The organism is Phytoactinopolyspora mesophila (assembly GCF_010122465.1).
GTDB lineage: Bacteria > Actinomycetota > Actinomycetes > Jiangellales > Jiangellaceae > Phytoactinopolyspora > Phytoactinopolyspora mesophila.
In genome coordinates this window covers 234,381-253,323 of the sequence record NZ_WLZY01000006.1, presented here as the reverse complement: position 1 = coordinate 253,323, position 18,943 = coordinate 234,381, and the positions used below count along the sequence as shown (strand labels likewise).

The following is an 18,943-nucleotide window of genomic DNA, read 5'->3' as shown; positions in this document are numbered from 1 at the left end:
GACCTCAGCCGGCGAACTGCTCCGACAGCCAGTTCACAGCGTTCCGGCGCCCTGGCGCGGGATCGACCACACGCACTTCACCACTCGCCACGCCCAGCAGCCGCGCCGCGTGTTCGGCGTCCGCGCGCGGATCTCCGCCGAGGCCGACGTTGGCCCGCCCATCGGTGAAGATCACCGTCTCGACCTGCTCTGCCTCGTACCGGCCGGCCAGCGTGGCAGCGAGGATCAGGCCCGAGGCCAGCGGCGTGCCGCCACCGGTCGGAAGTGCTCGCAACGAAGCCCTGGCGCGTGTGGTGCTGCGGGTCAGCGGCAGCCCGACGGATGCTTCATCGCCTCGCACGACGACGATCCCCACGAGAGCGCGTTCGCGGTAGGCCTGGTCCAGGACGTGCAACGCATGGGCCTTGGCACGACGGATCGCCCGCCGGGCCATGGATCCCGATGCGTCGACTACTACCAGCACGACGCGCCCACCGCGCCGGTGGCGCACCTGACCGCGGAGGTCTTCAGGGCGGATCACCAGGCGCCCTTCGCCGGCCGCACCGCGCCGGACCACCTGCCAGGGAGCCGCGGCTTGAATCGTGGGCACGACGGCGACCCGCCCGCCGGTCCGATCGACCGGGACCACCCGCCGGGGCCGCCCCCTCAACGGATTCTGCTGCACCGCGCCCCGTCGCCCTTCGAGGTACCGCCGGGCCGGCCGGCGCCGAGCCACGCGCCGGGGCTGGGGCAGCGGCGGCGATCCACCCACCAGCGGTTCGGGTTCTTCCGGCCGATCAGGGCCGCCCGCCTCGACTTCGCCCTCGGCCATAGTCTCGCGGTTCGTGGAATCGGCAGCTGCGTTGTCGGGCGGCGCGGGATCATCGTCGCTGGTCGTGGGATCGTCGTCGCTGGTAGGCGGCTGGTCTGCGGCAGGCGGTTGCGGTGCCGAGGGAACGACGACGTCCGCCATGCGGGGCTCACACACGCACCGGCGGATCACTTCGCGCGGATCCGCCCCGGCCGCGGCCACCGACGCCGCCAGCCGCGTCGCGTCCAGTTCCAGGCCGTGGTCGGCGAGTCCGTAGTCATCCAAGATCTCGACGACCTCACTCGCCAGCCCAACGCAGACATCGTCACCGGCGGGCAGACCGGATCCCTCGACAGCGGCTGCCTCGCCCGGCACGCCCGGTTCGAGATGGACGACGGCCGTGAGCCGCCGGGCCACGACGTGGGGGACGTCAGCGATGAGTGGGACCGACGCGAGGATGCGCGGCGCGCGGGCCAGCGCGGCCAGCGTGGCTGGTTCGCACAGCTCGGGCGTGGGAACGAGCAGGGCTCCCTCGCGAGCACGGGCGAGCAGACCACGCGGGGGCAACACCTCGCCCGGCCAGCGCGGCCCACCGTGCAAGGCCGCGGAATCCGTACCAGGGCCGACGACGACGTGCGGGTGGCCATCCAGCTGGTCCCGGATCCACCACCAGAGCCGTTCCCGAAGCCAGCCGTCGCCGGTGAGCAACAGGCCGAACCGGCCTCCGGCCAGCCACGCCCGCACCACCGCGCGTTGGGCGGCGTCGAGCCGGGGTGCGGCGTCGAGCATGTGCGCGGCGGGCAGCCCCGGCCCCTGGGCATCACCAGCGTCGGGCATCACCGCTCGACCCCGTCGATCACCTCGCGCAAGCGGGCGTCGACGGTCGCGGGGTCGTCGAACGGCTCCCGCGGGACCCGGTGGCGCAGAGCAGGCAGCGCGGTGGCCCGCAGGTCCGCACCTTCGACATCCGCGTTTCCTCGCAAGGCGGCATGTGCCCGGGCCGCACGCACCAGCACCACTTCGGCCCGGTGGCCCACGGCTCCGGCAGCGATACAGATCCGCACCGCCTCGTCCAGCTCCTCCTGGCCGGTGACCACCTCGGCCACGCGTTTGCGCGCCTCTCGGACGCGTTCGGCGAGCTCCGTCTGCGGCTCCGCGTACCCGTCGCAGAACCCGGCCGGGTCAACGTCGAAGGCGAGGCGCCGCCGCACGATCTCGGTGCGCAGCCGTGGGTCGCTCAGCGTGCGCACGTAGGTGGACAGCCCGAACCGGTCCTCCAGTTGCGGACGCAGGTCGCCTTCCTCCGGGTTACCGGAGCCCACCAAGACGAACCGCGCCTCATGCCGCACCGACAGTCCGTCGCGCTCCACGTAGTTCACCCCGCTGGCGGCGACGTCGAGCAACAGGTCCACGAGGTAGTCGTCCAGCAGATTGACCTCGTCGATGTAGAGAAAGCCGCCGTGTGCCTGAGCCAGCAGTCCGGATGCGAACTCGCGGCGTCCGCCGGTCAGCGCCGCCTCCAGGTCGAGCGATCCGACGACGCGGTCCTCGGTGGCGCCGAGCGGCAGATCCACCACGGGCGCCGAGATCCCGGCCCGTTCGAGCAGCGCGCCGAGCGCCCGCACCGTCGTGGACTTCGCGGTACCGCGGTCGCCCAGTGCAAGCAGGCCACCGACTCCTGGGTCGACGGCGTTGAGCAGGAGAGCCTGTTTGAGCTCGTCCTGGCCGAGCACCGCGGTGAAGGGAAACGCCGGAGCCGTTGTCATCCCTCAACTCCTTCCAGAACGCCGTCCAAGCGTTCGCTCAGTTGGTCCAGGCGCTCGACTTCGTCGTCGGTGGCGTCCCACAGGTCGCGTTGGTGAGCTTCGAGCAGCCGGTCCGCGAAGCGTTTGACCGATGCCGGGTTCAGCTCCTCCATCCGCTGGCGTAGTTTGTCGTCGAACATGAACGTGGTCGCCGCCGCGGAGAAGATCCAGCCGTCGACGGCGCCGGTGGTGGCCTGCATGCCGAACGTGTTCTCCAGCCGGTGGGTGATCGCAGCCACGCCCTGGTAGCCGTGCTCCAGGTGTGCCTCGTACCACTTCGGGTTGAGCAGCCGGGTACGAGACTCCAGGCGCATCGCCTCGTCCAGGCCACGGACTGTCGGCCGGGCGGCGTAGCTGTCCGCGACCATCGCCCGTGGGCGCACGCCGGTCTCGGCCGCCGTCGCTGCGGTGATCCCACCGAGGAACTCGAAATAGTGATCGGTGTCGGCCAGCGACGTCTCGGCGGAGTCGATGTTCTGGAAGGTCACCCGCACAGAACCGAGGGCACGCCGAAGCAGCTTCTCCCGGTTCTCACCGGACAGCCGGTGCCCGTAGGCGTGGGCCATCCGCCGGGTGTAAATGTCGCCGAGGTCCGCCTCGGCCTCCCACTGGCCGGCGTCGACGACGTGGTTGACGCCGGAGCCGTACCTGCCCGGCGGCGCCGACCATATCCGGGTGGCCGCGTCCTCCACGCTGATTCCCAGCTCCGCTGCCTGGTCCAGCGCGTGCGCGCGCACGTAGTTCTGCTCAGCGGGTTCGTCGAGCACCGCGACGGCTCGTACGGCGCGATCGAGCAGCTCGATAGTCGTTGGCAGCACGTCCCGGAAGACCCCGGAGCCGGTGCAGACGACGTCGATCCGGGGCCGCCCCAGCTCTTCCAGCGGGATCACCCGGAACCGGCTGACCCGGCCCAGCGTGTCGGCGACCGGCTCGACGCCCAGCAGCGCGAACACCTGGGCACACGCTTCGCCGCCGCTCTTGATGTTGTCGATTCCCCACAACACGATCGCGACCGTCTCCGGGTACTGCCCGTCAGCTTCCCGGGCGGACTCCAGCAGCGCTTCGGCACCGGCCTGACCCCGGCTGATCGCCAGCGGCGTCGGCACCCGTTGCGGGTCCAGAGCGTGCGTGTTGCGTCCGGTGGGCAGCGCGGCAAGCTGCCGGGCCGGGTCACCGCCGGGTCCGGGCCGCAGATATCCGCCGTCCAGGGCACGCAGCAACGCCCCTGCTTCGTCGTTGCCGCTCAGCCGGTCGCGCAGATCGGTCAGGAAGCCGTGCCAGCGGGCGGGCAGCGATCCGTCGTCCTCGGCCGGCTTCCCGTCCACCACCGCGTCGACGAGCTCGGCGAGCCGGTTCTCCACCTGGATCCGGCCATCGTCGTCCGGCGGGAGCTTGGTGACCGGTGTGCCGCCGGTCAGCTCTTGCTCGAACTCGATGGTGAGCGCCGGCAGCGCGGCGTCGGGCCGCTCGTAGTCGCAGGCGGCCCGGAGAATGACCAGGGCCTCCTCCGGCTCGATTCCGCGGTCGACGATGTGCATGCCGATGGGGATCAATGCCTGTTCTACCTCGTCCACGCTGGATTGCAACCGGCGCAGATAGGCGTCGGGGTCGGTCTCGGCCAGTGCCGGGTCAGCGTCCAGGTTGGCCGAGCCGGCCAGCTCGACCAGGTCTCGCGCGGCAGCCGCCCGGCGCCCCGGCTCTTCGTGGCCCAGCGCGTCGCGCACCCCTTCGCTCACCGAGGCCAGCACGCCGTAGGTTCCGGCCCGGTCGAGGGGCGGGGTGAGGTAGCTGGCCAGAGTCGCCTGCGAGCGACGCTTGGCGATGGTCCCCTCGGACGGGTTGTTCATGCAGTAGAGGTAGAAATGCGGGAGGTCGTGGACCAGCAGGTTCGCCCAGTCGACCGGGGCCAGCCCGGCCTGTTTGCCCGGCATGAACTCCAGCGCGCCGTGGGTGCCGAAATGAAGGAGCGCGTCGGCGCCGAACTCCTGGTGGAGCCAGGTGTAGAAGGCGATGAAGCTGTGGCTCGGGGTGGCTGAGTCCGGCGGGTCGGCGAACAACAGCGAAACCGGGTCGTCGTCGTACCCGAATGACGGCTGCACCCCGACGAAGACGTTGCCGAGCACGACACCGCCGATGTCGAGGTGAACACCGTCGGTGTCGATGTCTCCGGGAGGGCGGCCCCACATGGGTGTGGCCCGCTCGGCATGCCGGCGCATCGCGTGGAGGTAGTCGGCGGCGTGATAGCGGGCGGCGACGTTCGTCTCGGTGCGACGGCCCCCACCGTCGTCGGTGACGACGAGGTCGAGCAGCGCCTCCGGCGTCTCCGGGACGTCCACCGAGTAGCCGGCGGCGGCGAGGCGCAGCAGCACCCGGTGCAACGAGGCGAACACGTCCAGGTGCGACGCCGTCCCGACCACGCCGTGCGCCGCGTGGTAGCCGAAGATCACGATGGCCACCCGCTTGTCCGCGTTGGCCTTGCGGCGCAGCGCGACCGTCCGCGCCACTGTTCCCGCCAGCCGGTCGACGTGCGCGGCCAACGGGACCATCGCGTCGCTCTGCTCATCCCGGCCGCCGAGGATCAGCGGGACAGCGCCACCTTCCAGCTCCGGAACCGCGAGCTGCATGGCCACCTGGGCCGGGGTCAACCCGACCCGGCTGCCCTGCCACTCGGGCAGGCTCTGCCGGAACAGCGGCACCGGCGCCAGCTGCGGTGTGTTGCGAGACCACAGAAGCTCGATGTCGAACTCGACGTTCGGCTGGCCGTGCGAGCCGGTGAGGGTGAACCCGCTCGCATTGATCCACAGGTCGATCCCAGGCACGTCGGTGACGGTCGACGCCTCGCCGAGTGCCTCGAGGTTGCCGAGCCAGCCGATCACCTCGATCCTGCGGGCCTCTAGCGCCGTGACGAGGGCATCGACATGCGCCGCGTTGCCGGAGAGCACCTGACTGGGCATGGTCACCAGGACGACGCGCCCGACCGGTTCAGCGCCGCGCCCGGCCCAATGACCCCGCAGCCTCGGTTCGAACTCGTCCCACCGCTCGGCGATGTCCAGCTCCGGATGCCAGAACCCGCCCACGGGCAGCGGCCGCGGCCAGCCCGGTTCGGGCAGCGCTCCTGGCCGGAGCCGGGCGACGAGCACCTCCAGCGCGAGAGCCACGTTCGCGGCGCACAGGTGCCGGAACGCCTCGGTGATCTTGGCCAGCGCGGTCAGGCTTGTCGCCTCGGGCGGCAGCTCACGGCCGATGCCCGGCAGGACACGCAGGACCTGGTCCAGCTCAGGCGGGACATGCCGGCCCGCCCTGGCGGCGGCGCCCGCGGCCGCCGCCAGTTCGGTACGCGTCCGCGCCGGATCGGTGCCGAAGCCGCCCAGCCTGGTCGCCGCCATCACCTCGACGGCGTTGGGCTGGACCGGCACGACGGCGAGCTCCGGTGCGGCCGCTACGACGCCGGCCAGTGCCTCCGCATCCGGGACGTCATGCACCGCGTGCACCAGTAACGCATCGGCGTCGCGCAACGCCTCCGCCAGGCGGTCCGGACTGGCCAGGACGGTCCGGTCGAACCGCGTCCAGTGGAGCTCCGGCCCGGCGCCGCCGGCGTAGAGATCTACGCCCTGCCGCAAAGCCAGTGCGCCGTGCGACTCGAATCCCAGCGTAACCAGTCGTACCGGCGCGGCCGGATCCGTGGTCATCAGTTGTCCTCCCCGAACTGGCCGGGGTGCAACCAGCGGGCGACCTCCTCGAGCCCGTCGACGGTCCGAAGCCCGGCGGTCGCCGTGGCCTTGGTGGAGTCGAGCAGCAGGATCTCGTCGTTCACGACGGCGTCGAGACCGGCGACCGCCTCGTTGGCCAGCAGGTCCGCATAATCATCCAGGCCCCGCCCGCCGGTGTTGATCAGGACGATCGCGTCCGGGTCGGCTTTCACCACCTGCTCCGGGTCGGCTTGCATGCTCTTCGTGATGCCGGTCTGCTCCACCGCCAGCTCGGCTCCGGCGTCGCGGACGATTCCGGAACTGATCGAGTCAGGACCGATCAGGTACGGGTTGTCCGCACCAAGGGAGAGCATGACCAGGACGACCGGCTTGTCTTCGACGTCCGCGACTGCCGCGGTGACCTCGGCGATCCGATCCCCGAACTCGGCGACCAGTTCATCGGCACGCTCCTCGGCCTCGACTGCCTCCCCCAGCATGGTCACGTTGTCGGCGATCTGCTCGAACGTCTCCCAGTTGTTGTCGATGGCGATCACCGGGACCCCGCTGTCGGTCAGCAGGTCCCGCGCGTCCTGCTCGGCCTCGTGCCTGGTGGTGAGGACCACGAGATCCGGCTCATAGGCGAGGATCTGCTCCGGATCGATGTTCGACACCGACGGTATGGTGTCCGGCACCTGCCGCATCAGCTCCGGATTGTTCCCCGACTCCTCGGTGGTGGTGCTCTCCGGCACGACGGCCAGCCGCTCCGGCCCGACGAGCTCCACCAGCACTTCGGCGGCGTCACCGGACAACGCCGCGATACGCTCCGCTCCGTCCTCGGCGGCGTCCGGCGCCGCAGCGCCGGTTACCACGTCCGGATGCAGCCAGGCGGCGATCTCGCGGACACCGTCGACGACGTGCACACCGGCCGCGGCCATCGCCGAACGGCCGGGCAGCATCAGCACGCGATCCTCTTCCACCGCCGGCAGCTCAGCCACGGCGTCGTTACCCAGGAGCCCGTCGAACGACTCCTCTCCCTTGCCCATCACGTCGACCAGCAGGATCGCGTCCGGGTCGAGTCGGATGATCTGCTCGGGATCGGCCGGCATCGTTCGTTCGATGCCGGCGTCCTCGACAGCCGGCGTGCCACCGGCATGCCGGACGATATCCGTGGACATCGAGTCGGGGCCGGCGATGAACGGGTTCTCCGCCTGGTTGGTCAGCACCAGGACGGTTGGCTCCTCGTCGACGTCGTCGAGTTGGGCCGCGATCTCGGCCAGATCCGCGTCCATGCCGGCGATCAGCTCGTCGGCCTGCTCCTGCGTCCCCAGAGCCTCGGCGATGACCTCGTAGTTCTCCTGCAACTGCTCGACGCTGCCCCAGTTGTTCTGGATAGTCACCAGCGGCACGTCGCTCTGGTCGAGGAGGTCTCCGGCATCCTGTTCGCCGTCGTGGCGTGCGGTCACCACCACCAGGTCAGGCTCCCACGACAGCACCTGTTCGGGGTCGAGATTGCCGCTGGGCGGCACGTGGTTCGGCACCTGTGCCATTTCGTCCGGGTAATTTCCGAGGTGTTCGTTGGTGGTGCTGGCAGGCACTGCGACGAGCCGGTCGGTGCCGGCCAGCGCGCGGACGGCCTCCGCGGTGTCGCTGGACAGGGCAGCCACGCTGGCCGGCCCGTCGGTGGCGACCGGTTCGTCGCCACTGGCCGCGAGCTGTTCGTCGTCGCTGCCGCAGGCGGCCAGCACCATGGCGAGCACGGGCGCCAGGACCCAGCCGGCCGTACGCAGGCGGGAACGGCGGCCCGTTTCCTGTTCGGATACAGCAGTCATCGAGTGTTTCACTTCCTCTTTTCGGTTGCCGCGAGGCCGGGCAGGACGTCGAGCGCGGTGATCCGCAAAGCTCCCGTCGTGACGTCGTCGGCGACGACGGCGTGGACGCCGTAGACCTCGGCAAGACTTTCTTCGGTCAACACCTCACGTGGACTGCCGGCGGCGACGAGCCGGCCGGCGTGCATCAGCGCCAGCCGGTCGCAAAACCGGGCGGCTTGGTCGAGGTCGTGCAGCACGGCCACCACTGCCATCCCGCGCGCGGCCTGGCGGCGCAGCAACTGCAGGACATGCAACTGGTGGCGGAGGTCGAGGGCGGCCACCGGCTCGTCCAGCAAAAGCACGTCCGGCTGGTGCGCCAGCGCCTTGGCCAGGTGCACCAGCTGGCGCTCACCCCCCGAGAGCGTGGTGACCAGCTGCCCGGCCAGGTGCGACGCTCCGGTTTCGGCCAGCATCGCATCCGTGACGTCGTGGTCGATGACACGCAGCGGCTCGAAGCGGCCCACGTGCGGATGCCTGCCCATCAGGACGACGTCGCGGGCGGTGAAGTCGAAATCCAGCGCGGTGTCCTGCGGCACGTAGGCGATCTGACGGGCGCGCTCGCGGGCCTGCATGCGCCGCACCGGCCGGTCCGCGATGGTCACCACACCTCTGGCGGGCGCCGTGACGGCGGCAAGGGCACGGACCAGTGTGGTTTTGCCGGCCCCGTTGGGCCCGATCAGCCCCAGCACCTGGCCCGGTTCAGCCACCAGAGACACGTCGTGGACGATGGCGCGGCCGTCGATGTCGATACCAACGCCTTCGGCCCGCAACCCCCGCGTGGGCGGTCCGGTTCCGTTCCTGCCCGCCGGGGCAGCTCCGTTCGAGGTGCTCATGCTCGCGGCGCCCGCCGCCGGCGCAGAACCAGCAGAAGGAAGACCGGCGCGCCGATGAACGCCGTCACGGTGCCCGTCTGGAGCGTGATCGGTGAGAAGAGCATCCGCGCCACGAGATCCGCGAGCACCAGGAACGTGCCGCCGAGCAAAGCGGCGCTCGGCAACAGCAACCGGTGATCCGGGCCGAGGACCAGACGGATCAGGTGCGGCACCACGAGACCGACGAAGCCGATGATGCCCGCGACGGCGACCGCGGCACCGGTGAGCACTGCGGCGAGCACCAGCAGGACGCGGCGCAGCCGTATCACGTCCACGCCGCTGGCCTGGGCCTGAGTCTCACCGAGCAGCATGACGTTGAGATCGCGGGTGAAGACGAGCACGGCCGCGAGAGCGACGGCCACCGGGATCGCCACCATCTGCACGTGGCTCCAGGTGCGGGCGACCAGGTCACCGTTGAGCCAGAAAACGACTCCGCGCAATGTGTCGTCGTCGGGGGCGTTGGTGACCATCGCGCTGACCACCGCGCCGAAGAGCGCGTTGAGGGCGATCCCAATCAGCAGCAGCGTGGCGATGGACCGATCCCGGCGAGCACTCGCGACGGCGTAGACGAGAATCAGCGCACCGAGCGCGCCGGCGAAAGCGCCGAGCGGCAGCACCCAGGCGCCCCGCGCCGTCGCTCCGGTGACGATCACGGCGACGGCCGCGACCGCCGCGCCACTGGAGACGCCGAGCACTCCCGGCTCGGCCAGCGGGTTGCGGAACAGGGCTTGCATCACCGCACCGGCCACGCCCAGGGCAGCACCGACGAAGAGCCCCACCAGCACCCGGGGCAGGCGTATGGTGTCGATGATCGAGGCGTACTCGCCGCTCCGGTCACCGAGCACGATCTGGATCGTCTCGGTGAACGGAATCCGGATCGGGCCGATGGACACGGCCAGGATGACGGCACCAGCCAGCAACGTTGTCAGCGTGATCAGCGCGACAATCGCCCGACGGCGGATCCGCGGACGGGCGACGATGGCACGGGTGCTGGGAGGGGTATGGGCCCCCTCACGTGTATCGGTGGTGTCGGATTCGGGTGCTGTCCCGGTGGGCGCGGCGTCGCCCTGCTCCGCCTCCCGAGATCGCATCTCACTCCATGCCGCTCCGACTCTGATAATCGTTCTCACACGATAGCTATGCGGATCTCACAGAACAAATCGACCCCCGGGCCGAGTCGAAGCGGCAGGCGAGAACTACCGTAACGGGCGCAGCATGGTGACTCGCGGCCAGGCGTCCAGACCCCGGTCGGCTTCGTGCTGGCGGATGTTCCGCAGCCCGTCGGTCAGCTCAGCGTCGCCCAGGGTCCGGAATCCGAGGCGCTCATAGTACTGAGCGTTCCACGGCACATCGGCGTAGGAGGTGAGCGTCACCCCGGAGAGGCCCTGCTCGCGCGCCCATTGCTCGACAACCTCGACCAGCCGGCGCCCCAGTCCCCGGCGCGCATATTCCGGATGCACCGAGACCTGTTCCACGTGCGCGTAGCCGTCGACGTTCCCCACCAGCAGGTAGGCCACGGGACGATCATGGTGGTAAATAGATGGGCTCCCGCCACCGCGGAACGACCGAAAATCGGGCGACACCATCGGCGCGTGGCGGCGATGATGCCCCGATGGATCGTCGACGCATCAGCGCCATCGCCCACCAAGACCACCCGATCGCCTCGCCGCTCGGCGACGACACCGTACGGAGGCTTCTCGGCCGCGCCATCACAAGCGGCGACGAACGTGTCCTGGACCTCGGATGCGCCGAGGCGGCGTGGCTGGTTCACGCCCTGAACGACCATCCGGGAATCCATGCCGAAGGTGTCGACATCGACGCCGAGACCATTGCCCAGGCACGGGAGTCGGCCGCTAAGGCCGGCCTCTCCGACCGGCTGAACCTGCACGCCGTGGACGCCAAGGAGTTCACCTCCCCGCACCGGTTCGACGTGGTGCTCAACGTCGGCTCCACCCATGCCTTCGACGGCATGCTTCTCACCCTCGAAGCCGCGCGCACGCATCTCGCTCCCGGCGGCCGCGTACTTCTCGGTGAGTGCTTCTGGGAGCGCGAACCCAATCAGGTCACCCTGGACGCCGGTTTCACCATCGACGAGTACGACGATCTCGCGACCACGGTGGACCGCATCACAGCCGCTGGCTGGACTCCGCTGTACGGCCACGTGAGCACCATGCAGGAATGGGATGACTACGAGTGGTCCTGGACCGGCAGCGTTTCCCGCTGGGCCCTCGACAACCCCGACGACCCCGACCACCAGGACGCACTCGAAGCCGCCGGGAAACACCGGCACACCTGGCTGCACGGCTATCGCGGTGTTCTCGGCTTCGTCACCCTACTGCTGCGCAGCACCTTCTAGCCGGCCCTTTAGAGGAAGGTCCCTGTTTCGACCTTGCCGGCGGGCCGGTATGTGCTGACGACGACCCCTGTACTGGTGGTTTGCGTATCCACCAGCTCGAGCGCCGACGACGCACACCCCTCCGGGAAGAGGCGCTTGCCGGTGCCCAGCACCACCGGATACGTCCATACGTGGTACAGGTCGACCAGCTCGTGCTCCCGCAAGGACTGGATGAGGTGGCCGCTGCCGTGCACCTGGATCTCCCGGGCATGCCGCCGCTTCAATTCGGCGACCTCGTCGGCGATGTCTCCCTCGAGCACCGTGGTGCCGGTCCAGTCAGCTGTCCTGAGCGTCGTGGACGGGACGTACTTCGGCAGCGTATTGAGACGGCTCGCCACCGGGTCGTCCGGATCGGTCACGGCCGGCCAGTACCCGGCGAAGATCTCATACGTCTTGCGTCCCAGCAAGAAGGCGTCAGCCCGGGCGAATCGCTCGCTCACGATGCGCCCCATCTCGTCGTCGACATACGGCACCAGCCAGCCACCGAGGGCGAAACCACCGCTTTCGTCCTCGCCCGGCCCGCCCGGAGCCTGAACGACACCATCCATCGACGCGAATGCCGTCACAGCCACTGTTCCCATGTCTATCGCTCCGATCAGTGGCGGGGCCCAGGACGTGCTGTCCCGGCGCACACCCCGCCTTCATCCATGCGTCGAACATGAGACGCCGGAATCGACATCTTCGCGAGCACCATCCGCTTGACTTTCCTCGAACACAAGTTCGATAGTTGGGGTATGGGGCCTTCGAGACGTCAGCGAGCGGCAGAGGCGCTGGCCAGCGTGGCCGGGACGGCGGATGTCAGTGTGCCGGAAGACACTGGGTTGCCGGTACTTCCCGCCTTTCACGGCCTGCTTCCCGGGCTCGGCCGCGGCCAGGTGATGACCGTGGACGGCGTCGGCGCACTTCCGCTGGCGCTGCTCGCGGGCGCGTCGCAGGACGGCTCCTGGTGCGGGATCGTGGGCATGCCCGAGCTCGGCGCCATGGCCGCCGCTGAGCTGGGTTGCGACCTTGACCGGCTCCTGCTGGTGGATGAGCCCGCGGACCGGTGGGCCGATGTCACCGCCGTCCTGCTGGAAGCCGTCGATGCCGTGCTCCTTCAGCCACCGGCCCGTCCGCAGACCGGCCTCATCCGCCGGCTGACCGCGCTGGCCCGCAAGGCCGGTTCCACTCTGATCGTCGCCGGATCCTGGGAGGGTGCTTCCTTGCGGCTCCGGGTGGAATCGTCGGCCTGGATGGGTGTCGAGCAAGGCCATGGCCATCTCCACAGCCGCCGGGTCAAAGTGGTCGCCGAGGGCCGCGGCACGGGCGGACGGCCACGCTCGGCTTGGCTGTGGTTGCCGGACGCCGACGGCTCGGTGAGCCGTGCCGAACTGGCCTCGGTGACGAACCTGCAGGACAAGAGGGCTGCCAGCGCAGAAGCCGATCCGGCCGAGGTCGCGTGATGACGGCACCCCGCGCTTTGGTCGTCTGGTGCCCCGACTGGCCGCTGACAGCCGCTGGAACCGACCCCGCGATCTCCGCCATTGTGCTGGCCTCCGGCCGGGTGTCGGCCTGCACGGCAGCGGCCAGAGCCGCTGGGGTACGCCGCGGGCAGCGGCTACGTGATGCCCAGCGGTATTGCCCCGACGTCACCGTTCTAGAGGAGGACCCAGAAGGCGAGACCCGTGCATTCGAACACGTCGTGGCCGTGGTGGAAGATATCTGCCCGAGAGTCGAGGTGATCCGGCCCGGGCTGGTCGCGGTACCCGCCCGCGGGCCGAGCCGGTATTACGGCGGCGAGGAAGCAGTAGCGGCGCTGGTGCGTGATGCCGTGCTGGCCCGCGATTTCGTCTGCGCGGTCGGGGTGGCCGACGGCACCTTCACCGCCAATCTGGCGGCGCGGTCCGCACTGGACGATGACGACGGCGTACGCGTCGTCCCGCCGGCGTCCACGCGTGAGTTTCTCGCGCCGCATCCGGCATCTGCCCTGGACATGCCTGAGCTGACCGATGTTCTGGTCCGGCTCGGCATCCGTACCCTGGGACAGCTGGCGAATCTGCCGCTACGGGACGTGCTCGCCCGCTTCGGCTCCGAGGGAGCCACCGCCCACCGGCTGGCCTCCGGCCTGGAGGCCCGGCCGCCGGCCACTCGCCCACCCGATGAAGACCTCTCGGCGCACCTCGAGTTCGAGCCGCCCATCGACCAGTCCGAACCCGCGGTGTTCGCCGCGAAGAGCCTCGCGGACCTGATGCACGCCAAGCTCGGCGAACGTGGGCTAGCCTGCGTCCGGGTCGAGGTCGAAGTCGGCACCACCGACGGGCAGAGCCTGGCGCGGCTGTGGCGGCACGACGGCCTGCTGTCCAGCCTGGCGGTGGCCGAGCGAGTCCGCTGGCAACTCGACGCGTGGCGGACCGCGGGCCGGCTAACTGGAAGCCTGACCCGGCTGACATTGTCACCGGACCAGGTAGTGATCGACACCGGGCGGCAGCTGGCGCTGTGGGGGCAAGCCGAGAACGACGAGCAGGTGGCCCGGGCAGCCACCCGGATCCAGGTGATGCTCGGCCATACCGCCGTCACTCAGCCTCGCCCAGCCGGAGGCCGCGGACCAGGTGAACAGGTAGTCCGGGTGCCGTGGGGAGATTCGCTCACCTCCGCCCCACCAGCCGATCGGCCGTGGCCTGGACGTATCCCCCGGCCGTCGCCGTCCGTCGTGCCCCCTAGCCCGCGTCCGGTCCGGGTTCTTGATGCCTCCGGCGCACCGGTGGCGGTCAGTGGCCGCTCGGTCGTTTCGGCTCCGCCCGCCCGGCTGGTGGTCAGCCGCGAAGAGTTCGCCATCACCGGCTGGACCGGCCCCTGGCCGGTGCGCGAGTACTGGTGGGATCAGAAGAGGAGTCGCCGCTGTGCCCGCTTCCAGGTCACCACCGACGACGGCCGCGCGTGGCTGCTCACCGTCGAAAACGGCCAGTGGTTCGCCGAAGCGATCTATGAGTAGGGCTTGGCGCCAGTCGAAATCTATCGACAATGTGGTGGCGATAGCCACCAAAGCGTCGGTAGATTCGCTGCGGTCAGACGCGTTCCGCAAGCCGGGTCGTCGACCATCGGATTGCCCGGCGTGATCCGCTCCAGAAGCCGGCCCAAAGTTGGCTGGCAGTTCTGGCGCCCGTAGTCATCGTTCCTCTGTTCTATTTTGGCTTGTGGGCTGAATGGTGGGGTAACGGTCTTGGCGATGGCTGGCAGTACTTTGCGATCGGACTCACCGTGGCGGCGATGGTCCTTACGGCAGCCGCTGTCGCAATATCTCGATCGTTGAAGTAAGTAAGCTACCGATCCGGTCGCGCTGGTTCGTGAGTCGAGCTGAGCGCCATCACAGGTCCTTGCTGACCCGAGCGATACGGGTGATCATCTCTTCGAGGATCGGCTTCGGGGTGGCGACGTTGATACGGGCGAAACCGGTACCCGCCGCACCACACTCGGCGCCATCGGTGAGTGCGACGCCGCCGTGTTCGCGGATGACGCTCCCGGGCTGGTCGCCGAAACCGGCTTCACGGAAGTCCAGCCACCCCAGATACGTACCCTCCGGCATGGTGTAGCCGACACCAGGCAGGTGTTTCGAGAGTAGCGATCCTAGTAACCGTCGGTTTTCGTCCAGATAGCCGATGATGTCATCTAGCCACGGCCCGCCGGACTGATAGGCGGCGGCGTTGGCGGCGGCACCCAGCGGGCTCGCGCCGTACCGATACTCCTCCAGGCCTTCGATCGTGTGCCAGGTGGTGGTGTCGGCGTCATTCGACATGATCAGCTGCGCACATTTCAGACCGGGGATGTTCCAGGCCTTCGACGCCGACGTGGCGGTGACGGTATGCCCCGCGGCCAGCGGCGAGACCGAGGCGTAGGGCACGTGCCGGTGCCCTTCGTAGACCAGTGGGGCGTGCACCTCGTCGCTGAAGACCCGTGCGTTGTGCCGGTCGACCACCTCACTGATCGCCACCAGCTCGCTGTGCCGCATCACCCGCCCCAGCGGGTTGTGCGGATTACAGAGGATCAGCAGTCCGCCACCGGCCGCGAACGCCTGGTCGAGAGCTTCGAGGTCGTACACCCACCGGTCGTCCTGCCGCAACATCGGCACCTGGATGATCTCGCGACCCATCAGATGCGGCACGAACAGGAACGGCATATACGCCGGCGTCGGCAGGACGATCGCACTTCCGGGCGGCGAGAAATGCCGGATGACGATCTCCAGGCCGCGGAGCACATCGGCGACGGGATGGATCTGGCTGGGGTCGACCGTCCAGCCGTATCGCTGCGCCTGCCAGCCGGCACATGCCTTGGCCATCCGGTTGGCCAGGGAATCGGGGAGGTAGCCGAAACTGGCGTAGTCGACGGCGGAGCGCAAAGCGTCGAGGATCGGCGGGGCCGTGCCGAAATCCATCTCCGCGATGAACGCGCCGATGGCGTCCGGATACTTGGACCACTTGACGCTGCCCTGCTGCCGCAACTCCGCCACGGTAAACGAGTCGAACCCCTCGACCTGACCCACGTTCTACCCACTCCTCGCACTCCGTGGGTGCCCGGCGAACGCATCCCCCACCGCCGAGACCTCCCGTTCCCTTCACGGACCATCCGGCTACCAGTGTCTCCTCTGAGTCCGGCTCGCCGGCGGGACACGCCGGATACGAGGCCACGCAAATAGGGGCGGCTCCCTATTTGCGCGGCCTCTAAAGTGAGCAGCATGGCAAGTCCAGTCGTGCGGAAAGCTCAACGGTCCGATCTCGCCACGGTAGCGGCTGTGCTGGCCATGGCCTTCGACAACGACCCCACCATGCGCCACATCGTCCCCAATGACCACTACCGTCGCCGGCTGACCGCCCTTTTCACCTTCGAGGCCGCCACGACGCCGCACGGCACTTGGGTGGCGGTGGACGAAGGAGAAGTCGCCGGCGCTGCGTTGTGGGCCATCCCGGGCCAGCGTTCTGCCCTCGTGCCGTTCGTCCGGCACATCCCGGACCTCGTCCGGGCGTTCGGCCAGTCGTTGCCCTCCGGGCTTCGATCCTTCCGCACCATCGGCCGCGTTCGCCCGAAGTCTCCCCCGCATTGGTATCTGCAGACCATCGGTGTGGCCAAGGCCGGGCGGGGCATCGGCGGGCAGCTGCTGCGTGACGGCCTGGACCGGGTCGACGCTGCCCGGATGCCGGCGTATCTGGAGTCGTCGGCTCCGGGCAACGTGCCCATCTACGAGCGCTACGGGTTCCGCGCCACCGGCGAGATCCAGCTGCCCGGCGGTCCGGCGCTGATCACGATGTGGCGCGACCCCCAGTAGGGCGTCAGTCCAGCCAGGCCCGGGCCGGTGCGCTGCGCCGGCCTTCGGCGGTCACGGCCTCGACCTCCATCGGTTGCCGGCCGTCGGCATCAGCCAGGTGCAGCGCGCTGACGCAGAAGGCCTCTCCGTACGTCCGCCCCACCCACCTGCGCGCCGATCCTTCACCGTGGAACAGGTCGTAGTACGCGGCACGGCTGGCCGGCTCCCATTGCAGGTAGACACTCGCGAGGTCAGCTTCACGCGCGATCCGGTCGATGACGAGACCCGAAGGCGAGGCCGGCGGCCGGACTGGTCCCCGATCGGCGATCGTCAACTGTCCGAAGCGCACCGCAACCTCTGGCACGGCATCACCGACGGCGCGCACGGCCAGCCCGATCGCCGCGATGGTCCGGCCCGACCAGCGGGCGAGCGGCCGCTTCGATCGCCGCCAGGTGCCGCCGGCTTCGTTGCCTTCGTCGATCCCCAGCCACTCCCACTGCTCTGGTTCGTCCTCGAAGATGAGCCCGATTTCGGCCTCGACCCCCTCGGCGATGTCATGGACGACATCGAGCATCGTCGTACGTCCCACCGGCAGCGCGGTCTTGAAGAGCCTGACGACAGTCGAGTCTCCGGCGGACAGGGCTCCGGACAGGACCAGACTGGACCCGCCGTTGTACGCGGTCGAGTAGTCGTAGTCGACCGTGATCGTGTCGGTCGGCTCGCCGTCGCCGTCGCGGATCCACCACTGCCAGGTCGGGAGCACGTCCTGGATGCCGATGTTGAACCACGGCTCATCCCCCACCTGCTCCCCGTCGATGAAGAACCGGGTGCCGGTGCCCGCGCAGAAACTCGTCGTGAACGGCAACGCCCCGATCACCGACTTCTCGACGATGTTGTGGGCCGTGCCGTCCCAGCCGCGCGGGTCGTGCTGGTCGTCAGGGTCCGGGTCGGCCAGCCGCCCGGTGCGGGACGGGTCCTGCAACGGTCCGCACCACAGGTGCCGTTCCCGCTCATACGCGGGAGCCTGCGCCTCGACGGTGTCCTTGTCGCCGTCGACGGTGTACCAGACCATTTCCGCGCCGAGATAGGCCCAGCTGGTGCGGGGCTCCTCGTCCTCGGGGAAGATGTGGCGCGGATCGTAGGGTTGGGCAAAGCGGTTGAGTCCGATTTCCTGGCCGGTGTACACAACCTCGTACGGGTCGAGCCCCAGGGCCAGCGCGTGCTCGCGAGAACGCTTGACCCGCTCAGCGTTCCACCAGTAGTTCAGGAAGATGCTGTCGCAGATTCGATGGCCGTCCTCGTCCACGATCCACGGCGAGTTCACCTCGTTGAACTCGTTCTGGTAGCTCACCTGTCCGTCCACGGTCAGAGAGTCGTACCACTGCAGGTGGAAGCCGGACGGGGCGCGCTCGGCAAAATAGACGAAGAAGTCCATGAGCAGTCCCGCCTGCTCGGACGGGATCACGGCCTCCTGGTTGATGAAATAGCCATCGAACCCGAAGTACTCGGCCATCTCGATCAGCTTGTCAACCATCGGGAAAGAGCCGTCGTCCCGCTGCTCCACCACCTCGGCGAAGTCCTCGGGGCGGGGCCAGAACCAGCAGCCCAGGCTCAGCACACCATTGCGGTGTGCTGCCTCGGTGTATCCCGGGTTGGGCAGGTTGAGCAGCCCGTAGGCTGGTTCGTCGGCGTCATGCTCTCCCTCGAGCGGCAACCCGTGCCACGAGGCGTACAGGTCCGGGTATTGCCAGAACCGCAACGCGTACGCGTCGAACCCCGGTCCGTACGGGTATCCCTCTGTGACGTGCCCGGGCTGGAGGTAGTCGTTGGCCAGCGACATCAGCTTCGGCCGGGCATCGAGGCCACGCCGGGCCTGGGTCGGTTCGAAGACCGGGATCCGGTCGGCCAGCGGGACGCGCGCCCGCAAGTACGGAGCATAGGTATCGGAGTCCGGGCTCCATGCCTTCACCTCGGCCGCGGAGTAGCCGTGCATGAGGGGCGGTTCCGGGCCGAATCCGGTGCTCTTGGCTGATCCGCTCCTCGATGACGCCGCTGCCTCCGCCGCGACGGCGGTCCACGGCAGGAACGACGCTGCCGCGCCGATCCCCGTGGCCTGCAGGAACCTGCGACGCCCTAGACGTCCATCACCCATGCTCGTCTCCTCTTCGATCCGTCGGCGTACGTGACTGGACACACTAAAGCGCTAAAGTAATCTCCACAAGACCCGCGGCCGGATGCTCGTTCCGGCT

At 69.1% G+C, this 18,943-nt stretch carries 14 protein-coding genes; 4 read left to right on the top strand and 10 right to left on the bottom strand.

Annotated elements, in window-relative coordinates; genetic code table 11:
• Positions 1-4 precede the first annotated feature (4 nt).
• The 7 genes from F7O44_RS18285 to F7O44_RS18255 form a co-directional block, all read right to left on the bottom strand.
• On the bottom strand, positions 5-1,627 hold the full coding sequence (locus F7O44_RS18285; RefSeq protein WP_162451708.1) for a VWA domain-containing protein: 1,623 nt from the start codon (positions 1,625-1,627) through the stop codon (positions 5-7).
• Positions 1,627-2,556, bottom strand: coding sequence for a magnesium chelatase ATPase subunit I (locus F7O44_RS18280; RefSeq protein WP_162451707.1), 930 nt, complete (start codon positions 2,554-2,556; stop codon positions 1,627-1,629). Before F7O44_RS18280 ends, F7O44_RS18285 begins: the two co-directional genes overlap by 1 nt.
• Positions 2,553-6,284: a magnesium chelatase subunit H gene (gene bchH, locus F7O44_RS18275; protein ID WP_162451706.1), complete on the bottom strand. Its 3,732-nt coding sequence runs from the start codon at positions 6,282-6,284 to the stop codon at positions 2,553-2,555. Before bchH ends, F7O44_RS18280 begins: the two co-directional genes overlap by 4 nt.
• Positions 6,284-8,113 (bottom strand): ABC transporter substrate-binding protein, encoded by a 1,830-nt coding sequence (locus F7O44_RS18270; protein WP_162451705.1) that lies wholly within the window; start codon positions 8,111-8,113, stop codon positions 6,284-6,286. Before F7O44_RS18270 ends, bchH begins: the two co-directional genes overlap by 1 nt.
• Before the next feature lie 8 nt (positions 8,114-8,121).
• Positions 8,122-8,985 carry a heme ABC transporter ATP-binding protein gene (locus F7O44_RS18265; protein WP_162451704.1) on the bottom strand — a complete coding sequence of 288 codons (864 nt, stop codon included), beginning with the start codon at positions 8,983-8,985 and terminating at the stop codon, positions 8,122-8,124.
• The gene (locus tag F7O44_RS18260) at positions 8,982-10,115 is read right to left on the bottom strand and encodes a FecCD family ABC transporter permease (protein ID WP_162451703.1); all 1,134 of its coding nucleotides are present in this window, start codon (positions 10,113-10,115) and stop codon (positions 8,982-8,984) included. Before F7O44_RS18260 ends, F7O44_RS18265 begins: the two co-directional genes overlap by 4 nt.
• A 105-nt stretch (positions 10,116-10,220) precedes the next feature.
• Complete coding sequence (locus F7O44_RS18255; RefSeq protein ID WP_162451702.1) at positions 10,221-10,610, bottom strand: GNAT family N-acetyltransferase; 390 nt, start codon at positions 10,608-10,610, stop codon at positions 10,221-10,223.
• Positions 10,611-10,636: 26 nt separating this feature from the next.
• Here F7O44_RS18255 and F7O44_RS18250 point away from each other — a divergent pair, with 26 nt between their 5' ends.
• Complete coding sequence (locus F7O44_RS18250) at positions 10,637-11,380, top strand: SAM-dependent methyltransferase (RefSeq protein WP_162451701.1); 744 nt, start codon at positions 10,637-10,639, stop codon at positions 11,378-11,380.
• An 8-nt stretch (positions 11,381-11,388) separates the two neighbouring features.
• On the opposite strand, the gene F7O44_RS18245 is transcribed toward F7O44_RS18250, so the two are convergent.
• Positions 11,389-12,000 carry a dihydrofolate reductase family protein gene (locus F7O44_RS18245; RefSeq protein WP_162451700.1) on the bottom strand — a complete coding sequence of 204 codons (612 nt, stop codon included), beginning with the start codon at positions 11,998-12,000 and terminating at the stop codon, positions 11,389-11,391.
• A gap of 153 nt (positions 12,001-12,153) precedes the next feature.
• On the opposite strand from F7O44_RS18245, the gene F7O44_RS18240 reads away from it, so the two are divergent.
• Complete coding sequence (locus F7O44_RS18240) at positions 12,154-12,861, top strand: hypothetical protein (protein ID WP_187361429.1); 708 nt, start codon at positions 12,154-12,156, stop codon at positions 12,859-12,861.
• The gene (locus F7O44_RS18235) at positions 12,861-14,390 is read left to right on the top strand and encodes a DNA polymerase Y family protein (protein ID WP_162451699.1); all 1,530 of its coding nucleotides are present in this window, start codon (positions 12,861-12,863) and stop codon (positions 14,388-14,390) included. Before F7O44_RS18240 ends, F7O44_RS18235 begins: the two co-directional genes overlap by 1 nt.
• A gap of 372 nt (positions 14,391-14,762) precedes the next feature.
• Here F7O44_RS18235 and F7O44_RS18230 read toward each other — a convergent pair whose 3' ends face one another.
• Positions 14,763-15,935 carry an aminotransferase class I/II-fold pyridoxal phosphate-dependent enzyme gene (locus F7O44_RS18230; RefSeq protein ID WP_162451698.1) on the bottom strand — a complete coding sequence of 391 codons (1,173 nt, stop codon included), beginning with the start codon at positions 15,933-15,935 and terminating at the stop codon, positions 14,763-14,765.
• A 192-nt stretch (positions 15,936-16,127) separates the two neighbouring features.
• Here F7O44_RS18230 and F7O44_RS18225 point away from each other — a divergent pair, with 192 nt between their 5' ends.
• Positions 16,128-16,715, top strand: coding sequence for a GNAT family N-acetyltransferase (locus F7O44_RS18225; protein WP_162451697.1), 588 nt, complete (start codon positions 16,128-16,130; stop codon positions 16,713-16,715).
• 4 nt (positions 16,716-16,719) lie between these two features.
• On the opposite strand, the gene F7O44_RS18220 is transcribed toward F7O44_RS18225, so the two are convergent.
• Positions 16,720-18,846 (bottom strand): endo-beta-N-acetylglucosaminidase, encoded by a 2,127-nt coding sequence (locus F7O44_RS18220; RefSeq protein ID WP_162451696.1) that lies wholly within the window; start codon positions 18,844-18,846, stop codon positions 16,720-16,722.
• Positions 18,847-18,943: the final 97 nt, after the last annotated feature.

Excerpts from the sequence above, each read along its gene's own strand:
- F7O44_RS18235 (WP_162451699.1), top strand. The coding sequence starts at position 12,861 with ATGACGGCACCCCGCGCTTTGGTCGTCTGGTGCCCCGACTGGCCGCTG.
- F7O44_RS18250 (WP_162451701.1), top strand. The coding sequence starts at position 10,637 with ATGGATCGTCGACGCATCAGCGCCATCGCCCACCAAGACCACCCGATC.
- bchH (WP_162451706.1), bottom strand. The coding sequence starts at position 6,284 with ATGACCACGGATCCGGCCGCGCCGGTACGACTGGTTACGCTGGGATTC.
- F7O44_RS18240 (WP_187361429.1), top strand. The coding sequence starts at position 12,154 with ATGGGGCCTTCGAGACGTCAGCGAGCGGCAGAGGCGCTGGCCAGCGTG.
- F7O44_RS18270 (WP_162451705.1), bottom strand. The coding sequence starts at position 8,113 with ATGACTGCTGTATCCGAACAGGAAACGGGCCGCCGTTCCCGCCTGCGT.
- F7O44_RS18260 (WP_162451703.1), bottom strand. The coding sequence starts at position 10,115 with ATGCGATCTCGGGAGGCGGAGCAGGGCGACGCCGCGCCCACCGGGACA.
- F7O44_RS18245 (WP_162451700.1), bottom strand. The coding sequence starts at position 12,000 with ATGGGAACAGTGGCTGTGACGGCATTCGCGTCGATGGATGGTGTCGTT.
- F7O44_RS18280 (WP_162451707.1), bottom strand. The coding sequence starts at position 2,556 with ATGACAACGGCTCCGGCGTTTCCCTTCACCGCGGTGCTCGGCCAGGAC.
- F7O44_RS18255 (WP_162451702.1), bottom strand. The coding sequence starts at position 10,610 with ATGGTGTCGCCCGATTTTCGGTCGTTCCGCGGTGGCGGGAGCCCATCT.
- F7O44_RS18225 (WP_162451697.1), top strand. The coding sequence starts at position 16,128 with ATGGCAAGTCCAGTCGTGCGGAAAGCTCAACGGTCCGATCTCGCCACG.
- F7O44_RS18265 (WP_162451704.1), bottom strand. The coding sequence starts at position 8,985 with ATGAGCACCTCGAACGGAGCTGCCCCGGCGGGCAGGAACGGAACCGGA.
- F7O44_RS18220 (WP_162451696.1), bottom strand. The coding sequence starts at position 18,846 with ATGGGTGATGGACGTCTAGGGCGTCGCAGGTTCCTGCAGGCCACGGGG.
- F7O44_RS18285 (WP_162451708.1), bottom strand. The coding sequence starts at position 1,627 with ATGCCCGACGCTGGTGATGCCCAGGGGCCGGGGCTGCCCGCCGCGCAC.